Here is a 19,592-nt window from a genome sequence, read left to right as displayed (position 1 = left end):
CAACTGCTGAAGTGCCTTTACCGCCAGCTTCGGTAGTCCGGCCTCAGCATAGTGCTAGCAACATTATCAGTAAGGTCTTAAACAGCTTCGGCGGCTTGCAACTAGCGGTGGCTTACTTTGGCTGTCGGGCCCGGCGCCGGCGCCAGGCCTGCAAAGCCACAATCCCGGCCGTCAGCAGCAACAATAGGGGCCAGGCCGCCACGAGGCCCAGCATGAGGTTGGTGAGGAGTTCCCAGCCGCTGTAGAAGGAGGCCAGCAGGCGGCTGCCGAAGGAGAGGACGGGGGCATCGGGCCGGCGCTGGCTAAGCTCCTGGTAATAGGTGAGGGTGATGGTAGAGTAGGCCACTTCGTCGTTGAGGATGCGCAGGCGACTTTGGGTGGACTCGACTTCCTCGCGGATTTCGCCCACCTTCTCCTCAATCTCCAGCATGTCCGACACCTTGTTGGCCTTCTTGAGCAACTCCAGGTACCGTTGCTCCAGTGCCTGCTTGGACGCAAGTCGGGCCGTAACGTCGGCATGCTGGGTGGTTACATCATCGGTCGAAAGCTGTTTAAACTCTACTATGCCCAGCCGGCCCAAACCGCCCAGGAGTGTCTGGAAGCGGGCTGGTGCCACGCGTATCTTCCTCTCGTGCCGCCATTGGCCATCCTCACGCTCTTCCGACGCTTCTTGCACGTAGGCTCCGAGGGCTCTGGTGAGGCTGTCCATGTGCTGGTTAGCGCGAGGCAGGTCGTCCACTTTCACCCGCACCTTGGCATGGTAAACCAGCTTGCGGTTGGCGGCCGGCGCAGCAGATATGGGAACGTTGTTTGAGGAGGAGATAGGTGGCGCGTAGGAGGGGCCAGGGGCCTCCATCATTTCTGCTACGGCCAGCATTTTGTCCTGGGCAGCTTCTTCGCCTTGGTTGCAGGAGCCCAGCCCAGCCACCAATACCAACGAGAGCAGAATTGGGATGCGCATAACCAAAAAGGATAAAAGGTGGCCCCATCGCCTCGTGTCGCCCGCACAGTTACTCAACGTCGCCGCCACAGTTCCTGGTATACACCGGAGCCCGAAACAGTACTGCCCGGCTTCTGCAAGCAGAAACCGGGCAGTGGATATAGCAAAGCAGACTCGCTTATAGCCGCCGAATCTGGGCGCCAAGGGCGACAAGGCGCTGGTCGATATGTTGGTAACCGCGGTCAATCTGCTCCACATTCTCAATTACGCTGCGGCCCTCGGCCGAAAGGGCGGCAATGAGCAGGGCCACGCCAGCCCGGATATCGGGCGAGCTCATCGTGATGCCGTGCAGGCGTTTCTGGTGGTTGAGGCCGATGACGGTAGCGCGGTGCGGGTCGCAGAGAATCACCTGCGCCCCCATATCGATGAGCTTATCGACGAAAAATAGGCGCGACTCGAACATCTTCTGGTGAATGAGTACCGTGCCCTTGGCCTGCGTGGCTACTACCAGCACAATGCTCAGCAAATCGGGCGTGAAGCCAGGCCAAGTGTGGTCGGAAATCGTGAGGATGGAACCGTCGAGGTAGGTATCAATCTCGTAATGCTCCTGGGCCGGGATGTGGATATCGTCGCCCCGGAATTCGAGCTTGATGCCCAGTTTGCGGAAGGTGTCGGGAATGATGCCCAACTCGGCAATCTGACAGTCTTTGATGGTGATTTCGGAGCCCGTCATGGCGGCTAGGCCGATGAAGGAGCCGATTTCAATCATGTCGGGCAGCATACGGTGCTCGGTGCCGCCCAGCTGCTCCACACCTTCAATGGTGAGCAAATTAGAGCCGATGCCGTTGATTTTCGCGCCCATGCGCACCAGCATTTTGCAGAGCTGCTGCAGGTACGGCTCGCAGGCGGCATTGTAAACAGTGGTGGTGCCCGAGGCCAGCACGGCGGCCATCACGATGTTGGCCGTGCCCGTTACGGAGGCTTCGTCGAGCATCATGTAGGCACCGGTCAGGCCATTTTCAGCCTTGATGCGGTAGAAATCCTTGCCTTCGAGCGTGAGCTTGCCGCCCAGCTTTTCAAGGCCCAGAAAGTGCGTGTCCATCGGCCGGCGGCCGATTTTGTCGCCGCCCGGCTTGGGCAGCTGGCAGCGCCCGAAGCGGGCCAGCATGGGGCCCAGAATCATCACTGACCCACGCAACGCCCCGGCCTGGGCAATAAACTCGGGCGTGTCGAGGTAGGCTAGGTTCACATTGTCGGCCTGGAACAGGTAGGAGTCCGAACTCAGCTTGCCCACTTTTACACCCAAATCGCGCAGCAGCTCAATGAGCTTGTTCACGTCGCGGATATCGGGCACATTGCTGATGGTAACCGGCTCGCTGGTCAGCAACACCGCACACAGAATCTGGAGAGCTTCGTTTTTTGCACCCTGAGGCACGATTTCACCATGCAGCGGCTTACCGCCAATTACTTCAAAAGAGGCCATGTGTTAAGCTATTAGCTGACAGCTGCTAGCTGTTAGCTTGATGTTCGATACTGGATTGGGAGGAACTGGGCATTGAGAAAAGCTATTAGCTAACAGCTGTCAGCTAATAGCTCCATAAAACCCTACTGCGGGGGTTGCTGGGGCTCGTTGCGGTTTTTGCGGCCGCCGCGGCGCTGCTTGTCGCGCCGGTTGCCGCCGCCACTGTTACCGCCACCGCCGCTGCGGCGGTTACCGCCGCCGTCGCGCTCCTGCCGGGGCTGGGGCACGATAAAGGGTGCCGGCCGGCCGCCGGTAGTGACGAACTCAAACAGGTTTTCGTTCTGCACCCGGTCGGGGTCGAGGGCCAGTTCGCCGCCCGATAGCTCGCGCAGGTGCTTGATGATGGTGAGATCCTTGGCGTTTTCCTTGTTGTGGGAGCGGTACAGGAACTTCATGGTGCGGCCGATGATGATGGTGGCCTGCTCGCGCTCCGTAGCGTCTTCCAACGTAAGAGCCTGGGCCACGAGCTGCTCCACGGCCTGCCCGTAGGCCCGGAATTTGGGACCTTTGGCGGGATAAGCCAGGCGCTGGGGCGGCCCCAGGTTCACCTGGGCGGCCAGCGTAAAGGGAGCATCGACGTCCAGCTCGCCGTCGGCCATTTCAAATACGTGGTTCCAGACTTTGGCCTGGCTGTCGGGCTGGTCGCGCAGGGCGGGCTGAATGCGGAAGATGAGCTGCACGATTTGCTGGGCCCGGCGGGTCCGCTCGTCGCGGTCCTCGATGCCGGCCAGCTGTTGCACCAGGGTGAAGGTGCTCTGGCCGTATTCGCGCTGGAGCAGCTCGTGCTTGTGAAGGGAGGGAAGGGTCATTTGATGGGAGAAACCAGGAGGTAAAAGCAATAAGTCAGGAGCCATTCTGCAGGAGGAGCCAACGGCTAACCCAACAAGATGAGGAAAACCAGTTGGCGGCAACGGTGCAAGGAAAGCAACTATTGCGCAGAACCAAATTCAACATTGATGTCGGACACGATGGCCTTTAAAGGCGCATCGGTCACCGTAGCCTGCTCCGACTTGTCCTATATAGAAGCCAAATATACGGTAGTTGTCCCATCGGCCCGCTACCGAACCTGAACGACCACATAGGTAATAACGCGCAGCCCACCACTTTTACCACCGCCCTTGCTGCTTACCGCCAGCCGAATCTTATAGCACCCTTTGCCCAACGGACTGCCAAGCTGGGGATTTGCGGCGAGTTGCTGTCCTAGATCCCGGAGTTCTAGAGCTAGCCACTTAAACTTCTTTGTCAGTGGCTTGGTATCTCGCTTGAAGGAATCGGCCAGTAGAATACGAACCTTACCGCTCACGTTCGAAGCTGCTTACTTCTTCCGTCTGGTTCTCCGCTTCTAGTTCAGTTTCTACTTCAGCTAAAAACTCGTCTAGCGTTACTTTCGGCTTGCGGCCGGCTTCCATAGCAGCAATGTCGCGGAAGGACTCGTTGAGTGACTGGCGCAACGTTTCTTCCTGCAAATATCCTTGCAGCTCCTTTTGCAACACCAGCCATTGGTCGTACGGAATTTGCACGGCTTGGCGCTGGCCGGCTTCGTCGGTAACGTAGGTGAGGGAGAGGGGCATGAGCTAAGATGCAAGAAAGGTTGAAAAACATTCGTGACTTACAGTTCTATATCTACCGTAAATTACTTGATTTATATACGTGGTTCGTTCTGTTAAATATTTGTTTATCAGGAGATAGATAAAGAGAAATCAGGCTATCTTGGCGTAACAAATAGTTTTCAGTACATGAATTATTTTTACTAGCAACACAGAATTGTGTTCTACTTAGTTTGCGCTTGCGCTGGTCTTTTCTTAAGTTGCGTCTCACAAACTTAGTTTCACTTAATATTAAAGTGTCTCCAACTCTGTGAAACAAACCGTGTCTTTTCACTGTGTTAATCAGAGTCGTAGGATAGTCAATGATAACATATTTCTTTTTATTAAATATTATTTTCTGCTGAGGTGTATGACGAAAGCTTCCCGCGTTACCATAGTACACTCGTTCAAGTTTAGGAGTTTGCAGCAGTTGGAAAAAAGCCACTAATATGATATAATTCATAACACTTGCTATTTATTCAAATTCTGACTTTGGAAACATAGATTCAATCACATTACTTCTCAATGCACCCGCAGCTTGGCGAAACTTAGCAGCAACGTTTTCTCGCCCACTTCCTCAAATTGAATAATGGCTTTGGTGGAGCCCTGCACGGTTTCGAGGCTGGTGACTTTGCCGAAGCCGAACTTGGGATGCTCCACGCGCTGACCGGCTTCCAGCTTGCTCGTGTCAGAGGGCACGAAGTCGGCGGGGGCCACGTACTTGGTGGCGGCAAGCTTGCGGGCCGGTGCCGGCACCAGGTTCGAGCGGCGCTCAAACACGTGCCCAAACGGCGACTCACCCGGGCCGGCGCGGTCGGGACCGGGACCAGCCGAGAACTTGAAGTCGACGTATTTCGGGTCGATTTCGTCGAGGAAACGGCTTTTCTCGCAGCTCCGCAGGTTGCCCCACTGGTAGCGCGAGGTAGCGTAGCTCAACGTAAGCTTCTTCTCGGCGCGCGTGATGGCCACGTAGAACAGCCGGCGCTCCTCCTCCAAATCGGCCCGCGAGGTAATCATCATCTGGCTCGGAAACAGGTTTTCCTCCAGGCCCACGATGTACACGTTGCGAAACTCCAGGCCCTTGGCCGAGTGAATGGTCATCATCGTCACCTGCTCGCCTTCCTGGGCAGCGTCCTTGAGGTCCGAATCCGTCACCAGGGCAATATCCTGCAAGAAAGAGCCGAGCGTTTTGTCCTCGCGCTCGGGGTCCTCCACGAAGGCCTTGATGCCGTTGAGCAGCTCCTGAATGTTCTCATAGCGGCTCAGGCCCTCGATGCTTTTGTCGGAGTACAACTCCTCAATCATGCCCGAGTTCTTGGCAATAAACTTGGCCGCCTCAAACGCATCTTCCTTGGCCGCCACGGTGGTGTAGGCCTTTATTTTCTCCGCGAAATCGACAATCGGGTTGGCCGTGCGGGTGGGCAGAAACTTATCGGCGTTGCTGACGACCTCCCAGATGGTGTGGTTGGCCTCCTCGGCCGCGTTGATGAGCTTGGCCAGTGTGGTGTCGCCGATGCCGCGCTTGGGGTAGTTGATAACCCGGCGCAGCGCCTGTTCGTCGTTGGGGTTCACCGTGAGCCGCAGATAGGCCACCAAATCCTTGATTTCCTTACGCTGGTAGAAACTCAGGCCGCCCACGATTTTGTACTTGATGCCGAGCTTGCGCAACGACTCTTCCATGGACCGGCTCTGGGCATTGGTGCGGTACAGAATGGCGAAATTGTCGTAGGACAGATGCTGGTTCATCTTGTCCTCGTAGATGCTCTGGGCCACCAGCTTGCCTTCCTCATTGTCGGAGGAAGCCTTGAACACCTCAATCAGGGGGCCTTCCTCATTGTCGGAAAACACGTCTTTGCGCAGCTGGGCCTGGTTGTTTTTAATAACCGAGTTGGCCGCCTTCACGATATTCTGGGTCGAGCGGTAGTTCTGCTCCAGCTTGAACACCTGCAGCTCCGGGTAGTCCTTCTCGAAGTTGAGGATGTTCTGAATATCGGCCCCCCGGAAGGCGTAAATGCTCTGGGCATCGTCGCCCACCACGCAGATGTTCCGCTCCTTGGCGGCCAGTTTACGGGCAATCAGGTACTGCGAGTAGTTGGTGTCCTGGTACTCGTCCACCATCACGTACTTGAACATGTTCTGGTACTTGTTCAGCACGTCGGGGTGGTCCTTGAACAGCACGTTGGTCTGGTACAGCAGGTCGTCGAAGTCCATAGCGCCGGCCTTGAAGCAGCGGTTGGCGTACTGCTGGTAAATCACGCCCAGCTTGGGCCGCATGGCCGCCTCATCGTCCTGCTTGATGACCGGGTCCTGGAGGTACTGCTGCACGGAAATCAGCTTGTTTTTGGCCCCCGAAATCCGGCTCAGCACCATGTTGGGCTTGTACATCTTATCGTCCAGCTCCAGCTCCTTCAGAATCTGGCCAATCAGCGTCTTGGAGTCCTGGGTGTCGTAGATGGTGAACGAGCGGGGGTAGCCGATTTTATCGGCCTCCGAGCGCAGGATGCGGGCGAACACGCTGTGGAACGTGCCCATCCACAGGTTCTTGGCCTCGGGGCCAACCACCTTCTCAATCCGGGCGCGCATCTCCTTGGCGGCCTTGTTGGTGAAGGTGAGGGCCAGGATATTGAACGGGTTTACCTGCTGTTCGAGCAGGTTGGCAATGCGGTAGGTGAGCACCCGGGTTTTGCCCGAGCCGGCGCCGGCAATAATCATGCAGGGGCCTTCAATCTGCATCACGGCAGCGGCCTGCGAGGGGTTCAGTAAAGCGTGATAATCGAGTCCCATAGTCGGTAGTCAGCAGCGGAAAACTAAGCCGGTTGGCTTGTTAGCAAAGGTAAGGCTTTCGGGCGGGGGAAGGAAATGGCCGCGTATCTTCGTGCCATGAACACCCGCACCCCGTTTCCACTTTCCATTCTGTGTCTGTCGGAGAGCTGGGGCGGGCTGGAGCTGAACACGGCTCGTTTTGCGGGCTGGATGCAGGCGCGGGGTTGGCCGGTGCAGGTCATCACCCGCGCCAACTCGCCGCTGGCCGCCCGCGCCGCCGAGTTGGGCTTACCCGTCGTAACGCTCGAAAACCCCTGGAAAGCCCTCGACGTGTCGGCTGCCGGCCGTTTGGCCGCATCGTTGCGGGCCTTCGGGACGCGGGCGCTGCTCATCAGCCGCAACGGTGACTTGGGCCTGGCTGTGCTCTGTAAGCGGCTGTTTCTGCCCGAAATGCCACTCGTCTACCAGCAGCACATGCAGCTGGGCCTGGCCAAGCGCGGGCTGGTGCATACGCTGCGCTACCGGGCACTGGCGGCTTGGCTGGCCCCGCTGCCCGGCCTGGCCCGGCAGGTACTGGAAAAAACCCGACTGGCACCCGAGAAGCTGCATGTAGTACCGCTGGGCGTCGAGCTGGAGAAGTTCGCCGACGAGCAGCTGACCACCGCCGAAGCGCGCCGCCGCCTGAATCTGACGCTACCCAAAGATGCCGTGCTATTGGGCCTCATCGGCCGCTTGGATGACGGTAAAGGCCAGGATTTCGTGGTGGAAGCCCTGGCAGCGCTGCGCCAACATTTTCCGCAGCTGCACCTGCTGCTGGTAGGCGAGCCCACCCGCAACGAAGGCAACACCTACGCCGACGCGCTGCAAAGCCGCATTCAGGAGTTGGGCCTGACCGACGTGGTGCATCTGCGCGGCTTCACGCCCCAGCCCGAAGTGGCCTACCGCGCCCTCGATATTTCCATCACAGCCTCCACCAACGAAACCTACGGCATGGTAACCATTGAGGCGCTGGCGGCTGGCCGGCCTGTGCTGGGCGCCGCCGCCGGGGGTACCCGCGAGCTACTCGACGACAACCGCACCGGCCTGCTGTTCGAGTTGCGCGACCACACCTCATTCGGGGCAGCACTGGCGCGGCTGCTGCAGGAGCCCGGCCTAATGGAGCGCCTGGGCCGGCAGGGGCAGCAGGCGGCATTTGCCACGTACTCGCACCACCGCCAATGCGAGCTGACCGAACAAATCCTCTGGTCGGTGGTGTAATTGCGGGTATCTTTGCGGCAGAGTTTCCTGCGGACCTCCGCCAGAAATCAACCAGCGCATGATCCAGATTCAAAACACCATCATCTCCGACGACATTCGGGACAACTTCTTTGTCTGCAACCTTGAAGCCTGCAAGGGGGCGTGCTGCGTGGAGGGCGACCTGGGTGCGCCCCTGGAGCCCGAGGAGCTGGACATCCTCAACCAGGAATACGAGAACATCAAACCTTTCCTCACCGACGCCGGCCGCGCCGCCATCGAGCAGCAGGGCCGTTATATCAAAGACTGGGAGGGCGACTTTAGCACTACCACCATCAACGACCGGGAGTGCGCCTACGCCCTCTACGACGAGCGGGGTATCCTTAAGTGCGGCATCGAGCAGGCGTATCTGGCCGGGGCCACCAGCTTCAAAAAGCCTATCAGCTGCCACCTGTATCCCATCCGCATCACGAAGTACGACGGCTTCGAGGCCCTCAACTACGACCGGTGGACTATCTGCTCGCCCGCCTGCTCGTTCGGGGCCAGCCTGGGCGTGCGCATCTACCAGTTCCTCAAGGAGCCGCTGATCCGCAAATATGGCGAGGCGTGGTACGGCGAGTTGGTAACGGAAATCGAGCAGGGTGGCGAAGGAGCTGTAGGATAAACCGTAAGTCGCACACGATTTTCGTTGCGCCCTGCGCATATCCGACGTTCTATGCCCTGGCTGACCTCCGACGATTTTCTGGAAACCCTGGCCAAGCTACGGCAGCGCGGTCTTCCCTTCCTGCTTTCCAAGCTGGTGCCCAACAATCTGGCCCGCACCCGCAGTGCCTTCGACGACCCGCAGCTGCAGGCCGCCAACTGGTGGCAGGTGCCGGCTGTGCGCCAGCGCTGGAGCGAGAAAATCAGTGGTAGCGCCGTAATTCCCTACGAAGCCCACGTGGCCAGCCGCTACCTGGCTGGCCGTTCGGGTTTGCGGCTGCTGTCGTTGGGCAGCGGTGCCTGTTCGCACGAGTTGGCTTTTGCCCGGCAACCCCACTTTGCCGAAGTGCGCTGCGTGGATATTGCCGGCCGTCTGCTGCAACAGGCCGCCGAAACTGCCCAGGCGGAAGGGCTAACCAACTTCCGGATCGAGGTGGCCGACGTCAACCAGCGGCCCCTGGCACCGGGCTCGTACGATGTTATCCTGTTCCACTCGGCTCTGCACCACTTCCGCGACGTGGCCGGGATTGTGGCCCGGGTGCGGGCCGCCCTGGCCCCTGGCGGCCTGCTCATCCTCAACGATTATGTCGGGCCCGCCCGCCTGCAGTGGACGCCCACCCAGCTGCGTGAAGCCAACCGCGTACTGCGCGACGTTGTACCTGCCAGCTACCGGCAGCGGTTCCTTTCCCGGCAGCACAAACGCCACATCAGCGGCCCCGGCCGTCTGCGCATGTACCTGGCCGATCCTTCCGAAGCAGCCGAATCGGACCGGATTGTACCGGCCTTGCGCAAGCATTTTCAGCCCCTGGAAGAGGCCGCCCTGGGTGGCAACCTGCTCACACTGGTGCTCAAGGATATTGCTCATCATTTTCTGGCCGAAGACGCGGCCACGCAGGCGCTGCTGCTGGAGCTGTTCCGGCTGGAAGACGCTCTTTTAGAGACAGAGCCTAGTAATCTGCTATTCGGAGTGTACCGACCATTGGCCGATAACACAGCCAGTTAATTGCCCTAAGCGCCAAGGAAAGAGGCCGACCAACTGGCCGGCCTCTTTCCTTGGCGCGCCAACTGGCCGCAGTAACTTACTGCCACGTATCGGTGCGGGTGGCCGTAGTGCCGGTGGGGGTGAAGCTGCGGTTGTTGCCGCCTTCCCACAGCACGTTGCCGGCCGCGTCTTTGCGGATGTATTTGTACTGCACGGCCGTGCCGCTGGTTAGGTTTACGGTGCCGCTCCACTTGGGGTAAGCCGCGCCGCTGAGCTTCTTGGCGTTGGCCGCGTTCCAGGAACCAAGTTGAGTTGTGCTGCCCACCACGTACACATCCTGGCCGCTGGTGGTGTTGCTGTAAGTTACATTGAACGTAACGGCCGTGGTGCCGCTGGTAGGAGGCGGCGTGGTAGTGCCGCCGGTGGGTACCCACACGGCGTAGCTGCGGGCTGGTACCGAGAAGGTGGCGTAGCCGTTACCATCGGTGGTAATGATGCCGCTTACGTTGCCGGTCTGGTCGGTGAGGGTGGCGTTTTTGAAGGGTGTGGTGATGCCCTTGCTACGGCTGGAGCCGCCGTCATTCAGCAACAGCAGCAGGCCCTTGCGTGTAGCGTCGCCGGCCCGGGAGTAGGCGTACACATCGGCGTCGTTGGTGCTGGTGTACTCGGTGGCCGCCCCGTAGGCATTGGCCTGCCGGATCTGGATGAGCTTCTTGATCTGGGCGCCCAGGCCGTACTCATAGTAGTCCTTGTAAAACACGCAGGGATACCCCTTTTCGCGGGTCAGAATGTAGGCGTAGGCCAGCATCTTCAGGTTGGAAACTGGCGAGAACAGTGCGCCGGTTGTGTGGTCGGTATCGTGGTTATCCACGAACGAAACCGAAAGCGCCCCGTTGGCCTCCGTGAAACCTGCAAACTGCAGGCCCCGCATGTCCCAACTGCCGTTGCCATTGCTCATATCGGCAAAAGTGTAGTGCAGGGGCACATCGAAGAGGTTGGTGCGGCCTCCAGTGGCGGCGGCGTAGTTGTTCATGTCGGAAAGATTCCGGAACCAGGCCTCACTCACAACAAAACGGCCGCTGGTTTTCGCGTTATCCAGCCAGCGGTTCAGGTAAGTCGTCTGTATATGCTTGGTGGCATCGAGGCGGTAGCCATCCAGGTTAAGCTTGGTGGTAATCCAGTTGCTCCAGTTGATGGTTTCGTTGGCGTTGTTGATATCGTTGTAGCGGATTTCCGAGCCCAACAGGTTATCGTAAGCGTCGTTGTTGGCATAGGGCTGAAAATCGTAGGCCGCCCACTGATACCAGCCGTTGTTGGGTGCCTGCTGGGTGGCCGAGAAGTTGTACCAGTGCCACTTGTAATTGCTGTAGGTGTTGTTGCGGCCGGGGTAAGTGAAGCTGGTGTACACGTTGTACTGGTTGTTAGCCAGCTCTTGGTTGTCGGCCGAAGTCAGGTGGTTCATCACCATATCCTCGTACACCTGAATGCCCTGCCCATGCAGCGCCCCGATAGCCGACTGCAACTGCCCGATAGTGCCATAACGGGTTGCTACGGTGCCTTTCTGGTTGAACTCGCCCAGGTCGTAGCGGTCGTACACGCCGTAGCCGACATCGAACTTGCTGCTGCCTTTGTAAGCCGGCGGAATCCATAAGGCCGTAATGCCAGCCGCTTTCAACTCGGTGGCCTTTGCCCCTAGGTTCTGCCACCAAGTGCCGGCGGCGGTGCTCATCGGTACATCCCAGTAAAAGCCCTGCATCATCACGCCGTTGGCAATGGTGGCATCCGACGACGATTTGGTGGTTACCAGGGTAGGAGCGGAGCCAGCGGGCTCCATGCTTTCCTTGGTACACGAGCTCAGCAATGCGCCAGCCGCAAGCAGCCCCGCCAGGGAGGCCGCCGTGAACAGATTTTTCATAGGTGTGGTGTTTTGGTTGGAAGTAATAGAACACCACAAGTATAAAAGCTTCAAATGGGAATTGTGCAATAGTATTCGGGCCTTACTTAAATTAATAGTGAGTAATCACTTACCTAATAATGTTCATTTTTAACATGTTACTGATGTTGTGTTAGCTCGTTTGAGTAAATACTACATATTGCGAAAATAGGTAATGTTATATTTGCATCGAATGGTGTTCTGTTGCTTTCTATTGCGGCCTCCCATTCCGATAATAAAAAACGGGCTGCCTCCGGTTTGGAGGCAGCCCGTTTAATACGTCCTGTACTACTGGTTACTTCAACTGCGAGAAGTCGAAGGAGTCTTCCAGGAATTTGGTCGTGAAGTCGCCGGCTTTGAACAGTTCGTTGTCCATAAGGGCCAGATGGAAGGGGATGGTCGTCTTCACACCCTCTACCACAAACTCGCTCAGGGCGCGCTTCATTTTTACGATGCACTCCTCACGGCTCTGGGCCACAGTGATGAGCTTGGCAATCATGGAGTCGTAGTTGGGCGGAATCTGGTAGCCCGCATACACATGTGTATCCACCCGCACGCCGTGGCCGCCCGGAATGTGCAGGGTCGTGATTTTGCCTGGCGAAGGCCGGAAGTTGTTGGCCGGGTCTTCGGCGTTGATGCGGCACTCCATGGCGTGCATCTGCGGGAAGTAGTTGGCGCCCGAAATCGGGATACCGGCTGCCACCTTTATCTGCTCCTTGATCAGGTCGTAGTTCACCACTTCCTCCGTCACGGGATGCTCCACTTGAATGCGGGTGTTCATCTCCATGAAGTAGAAGTCACGGTTTTTATCCACCAGAAACTCAATGGTGCCCACGCCCTCGTAGCCAATAGCCGAAGCGCCGGCAATGGCTGCCGCGCCCATCCGCTCGCGCAAATCGTCGGTCATGAAAGGGGAAGGCGCTTCCTCCACCAGCTTCTGGTGACGGCGCTGAATCGAGCAGTCGCGCTCCGAGAGGTGGCAGACGTGGCCAAACTGGTCGCCGCACACCTGGATTTCGATGTGGCGGGGCTCCACCACAAACTTCTCCAGGTACATACCATCGTTGCCGAAAGCCGCTTTCGACTCGGTGCGGGCGTCGTTCCAGGCTTTCTCAAACTCGTCTTCCGAGTTGATGATGCGCATGCCGCGCCCGCCACCGCCGGCCGTAGCCTTAATGATGACCGGGTACTTAATTTCGGCGGCAATCTGCTTGCCCTGCTCCACCGATTCGAGTAGACCCACCGAGCCGGGCACCACGGGCACGCCGGCGGCAATCATGGTGGCTTTGGCCGAAGCTTTGTCGCCCATGCGGTTGATCATGTCGGGTGAAGCGCCGATGAACTTGATGCCGTTTTCGTGGCACACGCGCGAGAATTCGGCGTTTTCGCTCAGGAACCCATAGCCCGGGTGGATAGCGTCGGCGTTGGTGATTTCGGCGGCCGCAATCAGCGTCGGAATGCTCAGGTAGCTCTGGGCCGAAGGCGGCGGGCCGATGCACACCGCTTCGTCGGCGAAGCGTACGTGCAGGCTCTCCTTGTCGGCCGTCGAGTACACGGCCACCGTCTTGATGCCCATCTCCTTACAGGTCCGAATCACGCGCAGCGCAATTTCGCCCCGGTTAGCAATAAGTATTTTTTTGAACACGGTTTTTCAATTAAAAATTAAAAGGGAAAATCAAAAAGTTGAAAAAATGACACTACCCGATAATCACGAGGCAAGTAATTTTTAACTTTTAATTCTTAATTTTTAATTAACCTAAACCGCCTCAATCAGAAACAGCGGCTGATCGTACTCAACGGGCGAAGCGTTTTCCACCAGTGCCTTCACGATGCGACCCGACTGCTCGGCTTCGATTTCATTGAAGAGCTTCATGGCCTCGATGATGCAGATAACCTGGCCTTTTTCCACCATGTCGCCCACCTGCACGAAAGCCGGCGTTTCGGGGGTGCTGCTGCGGTAAAACGTGCCAATCATCGGCGACTTCAGGGGCGTGGCGCTGCTGGCGGCCGGAGCGGGTGCTTCGGCGGCAACAGGAGCGGGGGCAGCAGCCGGAGCCGCCTGAACAGCAGCGGCCGGAGCAGGAGCCGGAGCATGCGCAGCAGCCGGAGCGGCCATCGTCACGGTTTTGGTGCTGGGGTCACGCTGTACCGAAATTTTAAACTCTTCGGTTTCGATGTTGACCTTGTTGAGGCCCGATTTGGCGATGAAATCAATCAGGTCCTGGAGTTCTTGGGCTTTCATGGCAGAAGATAAGGCGTGGCCGGTGGATGGTTGACGTGCGTTACTTAACCCGCTCTACATAGCTGTAGTCGGCGGTTTTAATCCGAATCTTGGTGTCGGTATCAACGAAAAGGGGCACCTGAATGCGGGCACCTGTCTCGACGGTAGCGGGCTTGAGCGTGTTCGTAGCCGTGTCGCCCTTCAGGCCGGGCTCGGTGTAGGTTACCACCAGCTCCACGGTAGTCGGCAGCTCGGCGGTGAGGGGCATCTCGGTTTCGGCATGGAACAGGATGCCTACTTCCTGGCCTTCCTTCATCAAATCGGCAAAGGGCACCATGGCCTCGGGCAGCACTACCTGCTCGAAAGTGGCATTGTCCATGAACGTGAAGCCGTAGTCGTCTTTGAACAGGTACTGGTGGGGACGCTGCTCCACGCGGGCCGTTTCAATTTTCACCCCCGCATTGAAGGTGTTATCGAGGGTACGGCCGGTTTTGATGTTACGCATCTTGGTGCGCACAAACGCCGGGCCCTTACCAGGCTTTACGTGCTGAAATTCGGTGATGACGTGCAGCTCGTTGTTGTAGTTGATTACGAGCCCGTTGCGGAAATCTGCGGTGGTGGCCATTTTCTGAATTAAAAATTAAAAGGTAAGAATTAAAAATTGAGAGGGTAAGATTGACTTACTGCCGATTTTCTGATCGGGCAGTCAGCCAACTTTTAATTTTTAATTCTCAATTTTTAATTGTGCCGGCGGCACCATCGTATGCCCATTTCAGGTAGAGCGCACCCCAGGTAAAGCCGCCACCGAAGGCGGCGATGATGAGGTTGTCGCCTTTGCGCAGCTGCTGCTCGTAATCGGAGAGGCAGAGCGGAATGGTACCGTTGGTGGTGTTGCCGTAGCGGTGGATGTTGAGCATCACCTTCTGGGGACCGATACCAACGCGGTTGGCCGTGGCATCGATGATGCGCTTATTGGCTTGGTGAGGCACGAGCCAGTCGATGGATTCGGCCGTGAGGCCGTTGCGCTCCGACACCTGGGCAGCTACGTCGGCCATGTTTTTCACGGCAAACTTGAACACGGCCGCGCCCTCTTGGTGCACGTAATGCTCGCGATTGGCCACGGTTTCGGCCGAAGGCGGACGGCGCGAGCCACCGGCTTTCTGGTGCAGGTATTGCTCGCCGTTGCCATCAGAGTGTAGCTCCTGGTCGAGCAGGCCCAGGCCCTCGTGGTTGGGTTCGAGCAACACGGCCCCGGCCCCGTCGCCGAAGATGATGCAGGTGGAGCGGTCGGTGTAGTCGATGATACTCGACATTTTGTCGGCTCCCACTACTACCACCTTTTTGTAGGTGCCAGTGGCAATAAACTGCGCCCCGGTGGCCAGGGCATACATAAAGCCCGAGCAGGCCGCCTGCATATCGAAGCTGAAAGCCTTAGTGGCGCCTACGGCAGCCGAAATAATGTTGGCCGTGGCCGGAAACACTAAGTCGGGGGTTGTAGTTGCGCAGATAATCAGGTCGATATCGGCAGCGGCTACTCCGGTTTTGGCCAGCAGGTTTTCCACCGCTTTCACGCCCATCACCGAGGTGCCCTGGCCTTCACCCTTCAGTATATGCCGCTCCTGAATGCCCGTGCGGCTCAATATCCACTCGTCAGTTGTATCAACCAAAGTTTCCAGTTCCTGGTTGGTGAGCACGTAGTCGGGCACGTAGGCACCCACCCCGGAAATGGCGGCGGTAATCTTCATGAGTGGAGCAAAGAGACAAGAGATCCGGCCCGCAAAAAGTCCGGCCTCCCCAAAGGAAACCGGACGAAGCCGAAAATCAGGACTTGAAAGTAGCTTTAATTTGGTCGGCAATGCCAGCCGTGGCCATTTGGTAACCCTGCAGCAGCATGTTGCAGATGGCTTTGGGCGTGCTCACGCCATGCCCGATAATGGCATTACCGTTGACGCCCAGGATGGGAGAACCGCCCACCGACTCGTAATTGAACTGCTCGAAAAACGGGTCACGGAAGTTTTTGTCGACCAGCGCATCGTATACCGACTCCGCCATTTTCAGCAGCACGTTACCCGTAAAACCGTCGCAGATAATGACGTCGGCTTTCTCGTTGAACAGGTCGCGGCCCTCGATATTGCCGATGAAGTTGATATGCGGATTGACTTTGAGCAGCTGGTGGGCCGCCTGGGTGGCCGCCGTGCCTTTGCCTTCTTCCTCCCCCAGATTCATCAGGCCAACTTTAGGCCGCTCGATGCCCAGCACATACTGGGCGTACAAGGAACCCAGTTCGCCGAACTGCTCCAGCATTTCGGGTTTGCAGTCGGCGTTGGCGCCCACATCGAGCATGATGCAAGTGCCGCCGTGCAGCTTGGGAACGAAGTTGGCAATAGCCGGACGCAGCACGCCGGGAACAGCCTTTACGCTGAACATGGCCCCCACGAGCATAGCTCCGGTGTTACCGGCCGAGCAGAAGGCCTCCACCTCGCGGGTGGCCAGCATGCGGTAGCCCACGGCAATGCTCGAATCCTGCTTGTGCTGGTAGGCTTTGGCTGGATGCTCGCCCATCTCAATAATCTGCGAAGCGGGCACCAGCGTAAGGCCCTCGGCGGCGGCCCCATGCGCGGTCAGCAATGGCCGCACGGCTTCCTCCTGACCAATAAGCACAATCTGAGCCTTACCTGCCAGCTGTTGAGCGGCAAGCACGGCCCCATCGACGGCGGCTTGGGGAGCAAAATCGCCTCCCATTGCGTCCAGGGCTATCTTCATGAAAGAAAAGTCAAGAGGGTCGAAAGTTTTTGAGCTGTCAACTAATAGCTGTTAGCCGTTAGCTTCTGTTTTGGCAAAAGCTAACAGCTAACAGCTATCAGCTATCAGCTTAAAAAAGAAAGGCTATTCGTCGTCGCTGTCGAGCGGGGCGGCAGCAGCTACGGGAGCGTAGTTCTTGATGGCTACTTTACCGTTCAGGTAAAGGTCGCCATCTACTACGTAAGCCTTATGGCGCAAATGTAGCTCGCCGGTGGCCGAGCACAAGGTTACTGCTTTTGGGGTGAGCTTGTAGTGGCTGCGACGTTTGTCGCGGGTGGCGGAGGAGGTCCGGCGTTTAGGATGTGCCATGGGTCAAAAAAAGTAAAAAGAAACGTTAAAAAGGGCAAAGGCCAGCAAAGGCCGTTAATTCAGATTGCGAAGCGCGTTCCAGCGCGGGTCGGAGTCATCCTCGTCGTCGTCGGCATCCTCGCCGCGGGTCGTGAAGATGAGCTTGGTTTTGGCATCGGGCTCGTCGTCGGGCTCGTTCTGGAAACGCGGGTGCAGCTTCTTCATCGGCAGGGCCAGCCCCACGAAATCGAACAGGTGCTGGGCCAGCGGCAGGGTCTGGGCGTCGGGCGTGATTTGCAGCACGTTGTCGTCGAGCTCCTTGTTCTCGTCGCCGAAGCGCACCAGCAGCTGCTCGTGGGTTTCGATAGCCTGGTCGTAGTCGTCGAGGCTCCGGTCACACACTTGGCGTACGGTGCCGTTCAGGTCGAAATCAACCGTGATGAGGCGCTCGGTTTTGTGCAGCGTTACGTCCACATGCACGTTGCCGTCCGGGATCAGCTCCTGATCGAACTGTTCGAAAAAGGCACGGTCGAGCGTGAACTCGAAGTGGTGCGTTTTATCGGCCAGCCGGGCTATGTTGATAGTAGTGGGCGAATCCTTTTTCACGGGAGGTAGTGGCAAGGGGGCAAAAGTAGGCACTTTTGCCCGGTATGTACAAGAGGGGGCGGGGCGGGGTCAGGCGTTTTTCAAAATGAAATCCGACGGTATTCCCAGCCGCTCATACAGGCGTTTGGCCAAGTCGAGCGTTACGCGGCGCTTGCCGCTCAGGATCTGCGAGAGGCGCCCGGCGGGCACTTCGAGCAGCTCGGCCAACTCCTTCTGCTTGAGGCGCATCTGCTGGCGCTTGAGCTCAATCATCTCGGCCAGCGAGGTGGGCAGGTTCGGAATCGGGAGCAGCCCCAGCTTGCCTTCGTAGATATCGAGGGCCGCAATCAGCGTGCGAAACTCGGTTTCCAGTGCCTCGTTACCCTCCACGCCAGCGGCCGCCAGCGCGTCGAGGCGGCGCAGGGCAGTACGGTAGTCGATGGGAGTCTGGAGGAGCATGTTTTTAAGCTGTTAGCTACTAGCTTTTAACTGATAGCCAGTAGGCAAGCAAAACGCCGGAGCCTGCTGGTTCCGGCGTTTCTGCTGCAAAGGTAAAACGTAATTCTGAATTCGCAAAGAATCTTTCGATTTTGGAAAGAAAGTTTCGAAAAATGCGAGAAGTGAGAAGTGAGAAGTAGGAACGTCATTCAGAGCGTAACGAAGAATCTCGCGTGTTGATGCCAGGGCTTCGTTCAACGATTAGCCTGCGAGATTCTTCGCTACGCTCTGAATGACGTTCCTACTTCTCACTTCTCGCTTCTCGCTTCTCACATCCTACTTCTCACTTCTCATCTATTCCCTTCTCCCCCTGTCCCGGGGGGCAGGGCCGGGAATCATCGGTTTGATTTCGGCTTCGGCCTGACGGTATTTTACCAGCTCGCAAGCCAGGTACAGCGCTTCGCGGAACGAGGTTTCATCAGCTTTGAACTGGCCGGCGAGGCCGTAGGCGGTGCCGTGGTCGGGGGAGGTGCGGATGACGGACAGGCCGGCCGTGTAGTTGACGCCGCGCTCGAAGGCCAGGGTTTTAAACGGAATCAGGCCCTGGTCGTGGTAGAGCGAGAGGGTGGCGTCGAACTGCTTGTACTGGCCGGTGCCGAAGTAGCCGTCGGCAGGGTAAGGGCCAAACACCAAGTGGCCGCTCTGGAGCAGTTGCTGAATAACGGGCGTCACTACGGCGGCTTCCTCAGTGCCGAGCAGGCCGTTTTCGCCGGCGTGAGGGTTAAGGCCCAGCACTGCTACGCGCGGCTTCTCGATGCCAAAATCGTTCTTCAGGGAGGCCAGCAGAATCCGGAGCTTGTTGGTGAGCAGCTCCTTGGTGAGGCGCGTGGGCACATCCTTGAGCGGAATGTGGCCCGTGGCGGTGGCTACCCGCAGCTCGTCGGCCACGAGCAGCATCAGACTCTCCTTGGCTTCGAAGAAGCTGGTCAGGAACTCGGTGTGGCCGGGAAAGCGGAAGTCGTCGGCCTGGGTGTTTTCCTTGCTGATGGGGGCCGTGACGAGGCCGTCGAGCAGGCCGGCCTTCAGGTCGCGGGCGGCGGCGAGCAGGCTCTGGCGGGCCGCCGCGCCACTGGCCGCGCTGGGCTGGCCGGGCGTGAGCTGCACGTCGTCATCTTCCCAGCAGCTAACGGCGTTGTGCTTGCCGGGGGCAATGTCGGCCGCCTCGCGCACCTGCCGGAACCGCAGTGGCTCGTGGTTGGGGTCGGCGGGGAAGTCGTCGAAAAGTACGGCGGCCGTGCCGTACACTACCGGCGTGCAGAACTTGAGCAGGCGCGGATCGAGGAAGGTTTTATAGATGACCTCGGGCCCGATACCGGCCAGGTCACCGACGGAAATACCAATTCGTGGGAGCATTCTTTATTTAGAGCTTAGTGCTTCGTTGTTAGTGCTTAGGCAGTCGTTGGTGGGCTGGGCAAAAATAACGGTGTCATGCTGAGCGCAGCGGAGCGAAGTCGAAGCATCTCTACCGTTTCATTGCAGTCGTCAGGATTAGCGTTGCAGTAGAGATGCTTCGACAAGCTCAGCATGACACCGTAAT

18 protein-coding genes are annotated in these 19,592 nt (G+C 58.0%); 3 read left to right on the top strand and 15 right to left on the bottom strand.

Translation table 11 applies throughout. From position 1 onward, the window contains the following. Positions 1-112 precede the first annotated feature (112 nt). The 5 genes from HW554_RS07840 to HW554_RS07820 all read right to left on the bottom strand — a co-directional run bounded on the left by HW554_RS07840 (position 113) and on the right by HW554_RS07820 (position 6,832). The gene (locus tag HW554_RS07840; RefSeq protein WP_176908032.1) at positions 113-961 is read right to left on the bottom strand and encodes a DUF4349 domain-containing protein; all 849 of its coding nucleotides are present in this window, start codon (positions 959-961) and stop codon (positions 113-115) included. A gap of 157 nt (positions 962-1,118) precedes the next feature. Then, positions 1,119-2,423, bottom strand: a complete 1,305-nt coding sequence (gene murA / locus HW554_RS07835; protein WP_176908031.1) for a UDP-N-acetylglucosamine 1-carboxyvinyltransferase — start codon at positions 2,421-2,423, stop codon at positions 1,119-1,121. A 122-nt stretch (positions 2,424-2,545) separates the two neighbouring features. Continuing rightward, positions 2,546-3,271: a DUF4290 domain-containing protein gene (locus tag HW554_RS07830; protein WP_176908030.1), complete on the bottom strand. Its 726-nt coding sequence runs from the start codon at positions 3,269-3,271 to the stop codon at positions 2,546-2,548. 483 nt (positions 3,272-3,754) lie between these two features. Then, on the bottom strand, positions 3,755-4,033 hold the full coding sequence (locus tag HW554_RS07825; RefSeq protein ID WP_176908029.1) for a hypothetical protein: 279 nt from the start codon (positions 4,031-4,033) through the stop codon (positions 3,755-3,757). A 537-nt stretch (positions 4,034-4,570) separates the two neighbouring features. After that, complete coding sequence (locus HW554_RS07820) at positions 4,571-6,832, bottom strand: ATP-dependent helicase (RefSeq protein WP_176908028.1); 2,262 nt, start codon at positions 6,830-6,832, stop codon at positions 4,571-4,573. Between the two features lie 96 nt (positions 6,833-6,928). On the opposite strand from HW554_RS07820, the gene HW554_RS07815 reads away from it, so the two are divergent. From HW554_RS07815 to HW554_RS07805, 3 genes are read left to right on the top strand one after another with little or no spacing between them, the layout of a single operon-like run. Next, a complete protein-coding gene (locus HW554_RS07815; protein WP_176908027.1) occupies positions 6,929-8,068 on the top strand; it encodes a glycosyltransferase family 4 protein in 1,140 nt (379 codons plus the stop codon). Positions 8,069-8,126: 58 nt separating this feature from the next. After that, positions 8,127-8,708: a DUF3109 family protein gene (locus HW554_RS07810; RefSeq protein WP_176908026.1), complete on the top strand. Its 582-nt coding sequence runs from the start codon at positions 8,127-8,129 to the stop codon at positions 8,706-8,708. Positions 8,709-8,759: 51 nt separating this feature from the next. Continuing rightward, on the top strand, positions 8,760-9,749 hold the full coding sequence (locus HW554_RS07805; RefSeq protein WP_176908025.1) for a class I SAM-dependent methyltransferase: 990 nt from the start codon (positions 8,760-8,762) through the stop codon (positions 9,747-9,749). A 76-nt stretch (positions 9,750-9,825) separates the two neighbouring features. Here the strand turns inward: HW554_RS07805 and HW554_RS07800 are convergent, their stop codons facing one another. From HW554_RS07800 to pdxA, 10 genes are all read right to left on the bottom strand, one after another. Beyond that, positions 9,826-11,643 carry an alpha-amylase domain-containing protein gene (locus HW554_RS07800; protein ID WP_176908024.1) on the bottom strand — a complete coding sequence of 606 codons (1,818 nt, stop codon included), beginning with the start codon at positions 11,641-11,643 and terminating at the stop codon, positions 9,826-9,828. 313 nt (positions 11,644-11,956) lie between these two features. Further along, a complete protein-coding gene (gene accC, locus HW554_RS07795; protein ID WP_176908023.1) occupies positions 11,957-13,306 on the bottom strand; it encodes an acetyl-CoA carboxylase biotin carboxylase subunit in 1,350 nt (449 codons plus the stop codon). A gap of 111 nt (positions 13,307-13,417) precedes the next feature. After that, positions 13,418-13,903, bottom strand: coding sequence for an acetyl-CoA carboxylase biotin carboxyl carrier protein (gene accB / locus HW554_RS07790; RefSeq protein ID WP_176899714.1), 486 nt, complete (start codon positions 13,901-13,903; stop codon positions 13,418-13,420). 40 nt (positions 13,904-13,943) lie between these two features. Then, complete coding sequence (gene efp / locus HW554_RS07785; RefSeq protein WP_176908022.1) at positions 13,944-14,507, bottom strand: elongation factor P; 564 nt, start codon at positions 14,505-14,507, stop codon at positions 13,944-13,946. A 106-nt stretch (positions 14,508-14,613) separates the two neighbouring features. After that, positions 14,614-15,627: a beta-ketoacyl-ACP synthase III gene (locus tag HW554_RS07780; protein WP_176908021.1), complete on the bottom strand. Its 1,014-nt coding sequence runs from the start codon at positions 15,625-15,627 to the stop codon at positions 14,614-14,616. A 76-nt stretch (positions 15,628-15,703) separates the two neighbouring features. Beyond that, positions 15,704-16,645 (bottom strand): phosphate acyltransferase PlsX, encoded by a 942-nt coding sequence (gene plsX, locus HW554_RS07775; protein WP_176908020.1) that lies wholly within the window; start codon positions 16,643-16,645, stop codon positions 15,704-15,706. Positions 16,646-16,768: 123 nt separating this feature from the next. Then, positions 16,769-16,993 (bottom strand): 50S ribosomal protein L32, encoded by a 225-nt coding sequence (gene rpmF, locus HW554_RS07770; RefSeq protein WP_176908019.1) that lies wholly within the window; start codon positions 16,991-16,993, stop codon positions 16,769-16,771. A gap of 54 nt (positions 16,994-17,047) precedes the next feature. Further along, positions 17,048-17,593 carry a YceD family protein gene (locus tag HW554_RS07765; RefSeq protein ID WP_218134637.1) on the bottom strand — a complete coding sequence of 182 codons (546 nt, stop codon included), beginning with the start codon at positions 17,591-17,593 and terminating at the stop codon, positions 17,048-17,050. Between the two features lie 54 nt (positions 17,594-17,647). Continuing rightward, on the bottom strand, positions 17,648-18,016 hold the full coding sequence (locus tag HW554_RS07760; protein ID WP_176908018.1) for a helix-turn-helix domain-containing protein: 369 nt from the start codon (positions 18,014-18,016) through the stop codon (positions 17,648-17,650). Between the two features lie 333 nt (positions 18,017-18,349). Next, a complete protein-coding gene (gene pdxA / locus HW554_RS07755; protein WP_176908017.1) occupies positions 18,350-19,408 on the bottom strand; it encodes a 4-hydroxythreonine-4-phosphate dehydrogenase PdxA in 1,059 nt (352 codons plus the stop codon). Positions 19,409-19,592: the final 184 nt, after the last annotated feature.

It is taken from the genome of Hymenobacter lapidiphilus, assembly GCF_013377885.1.
GTDB lineage: Bacteria > Bacteroidota > Bacteroidia > Cytophagales > Hymenobacteraceae > Hymenobacter > Hymenobacter lapidiphilus.
The sequence above is the reverse complement of the archived record's forward strand: the minus strand, read 5'-3'. Positions and strand labels throughout refer to the sequence as shown.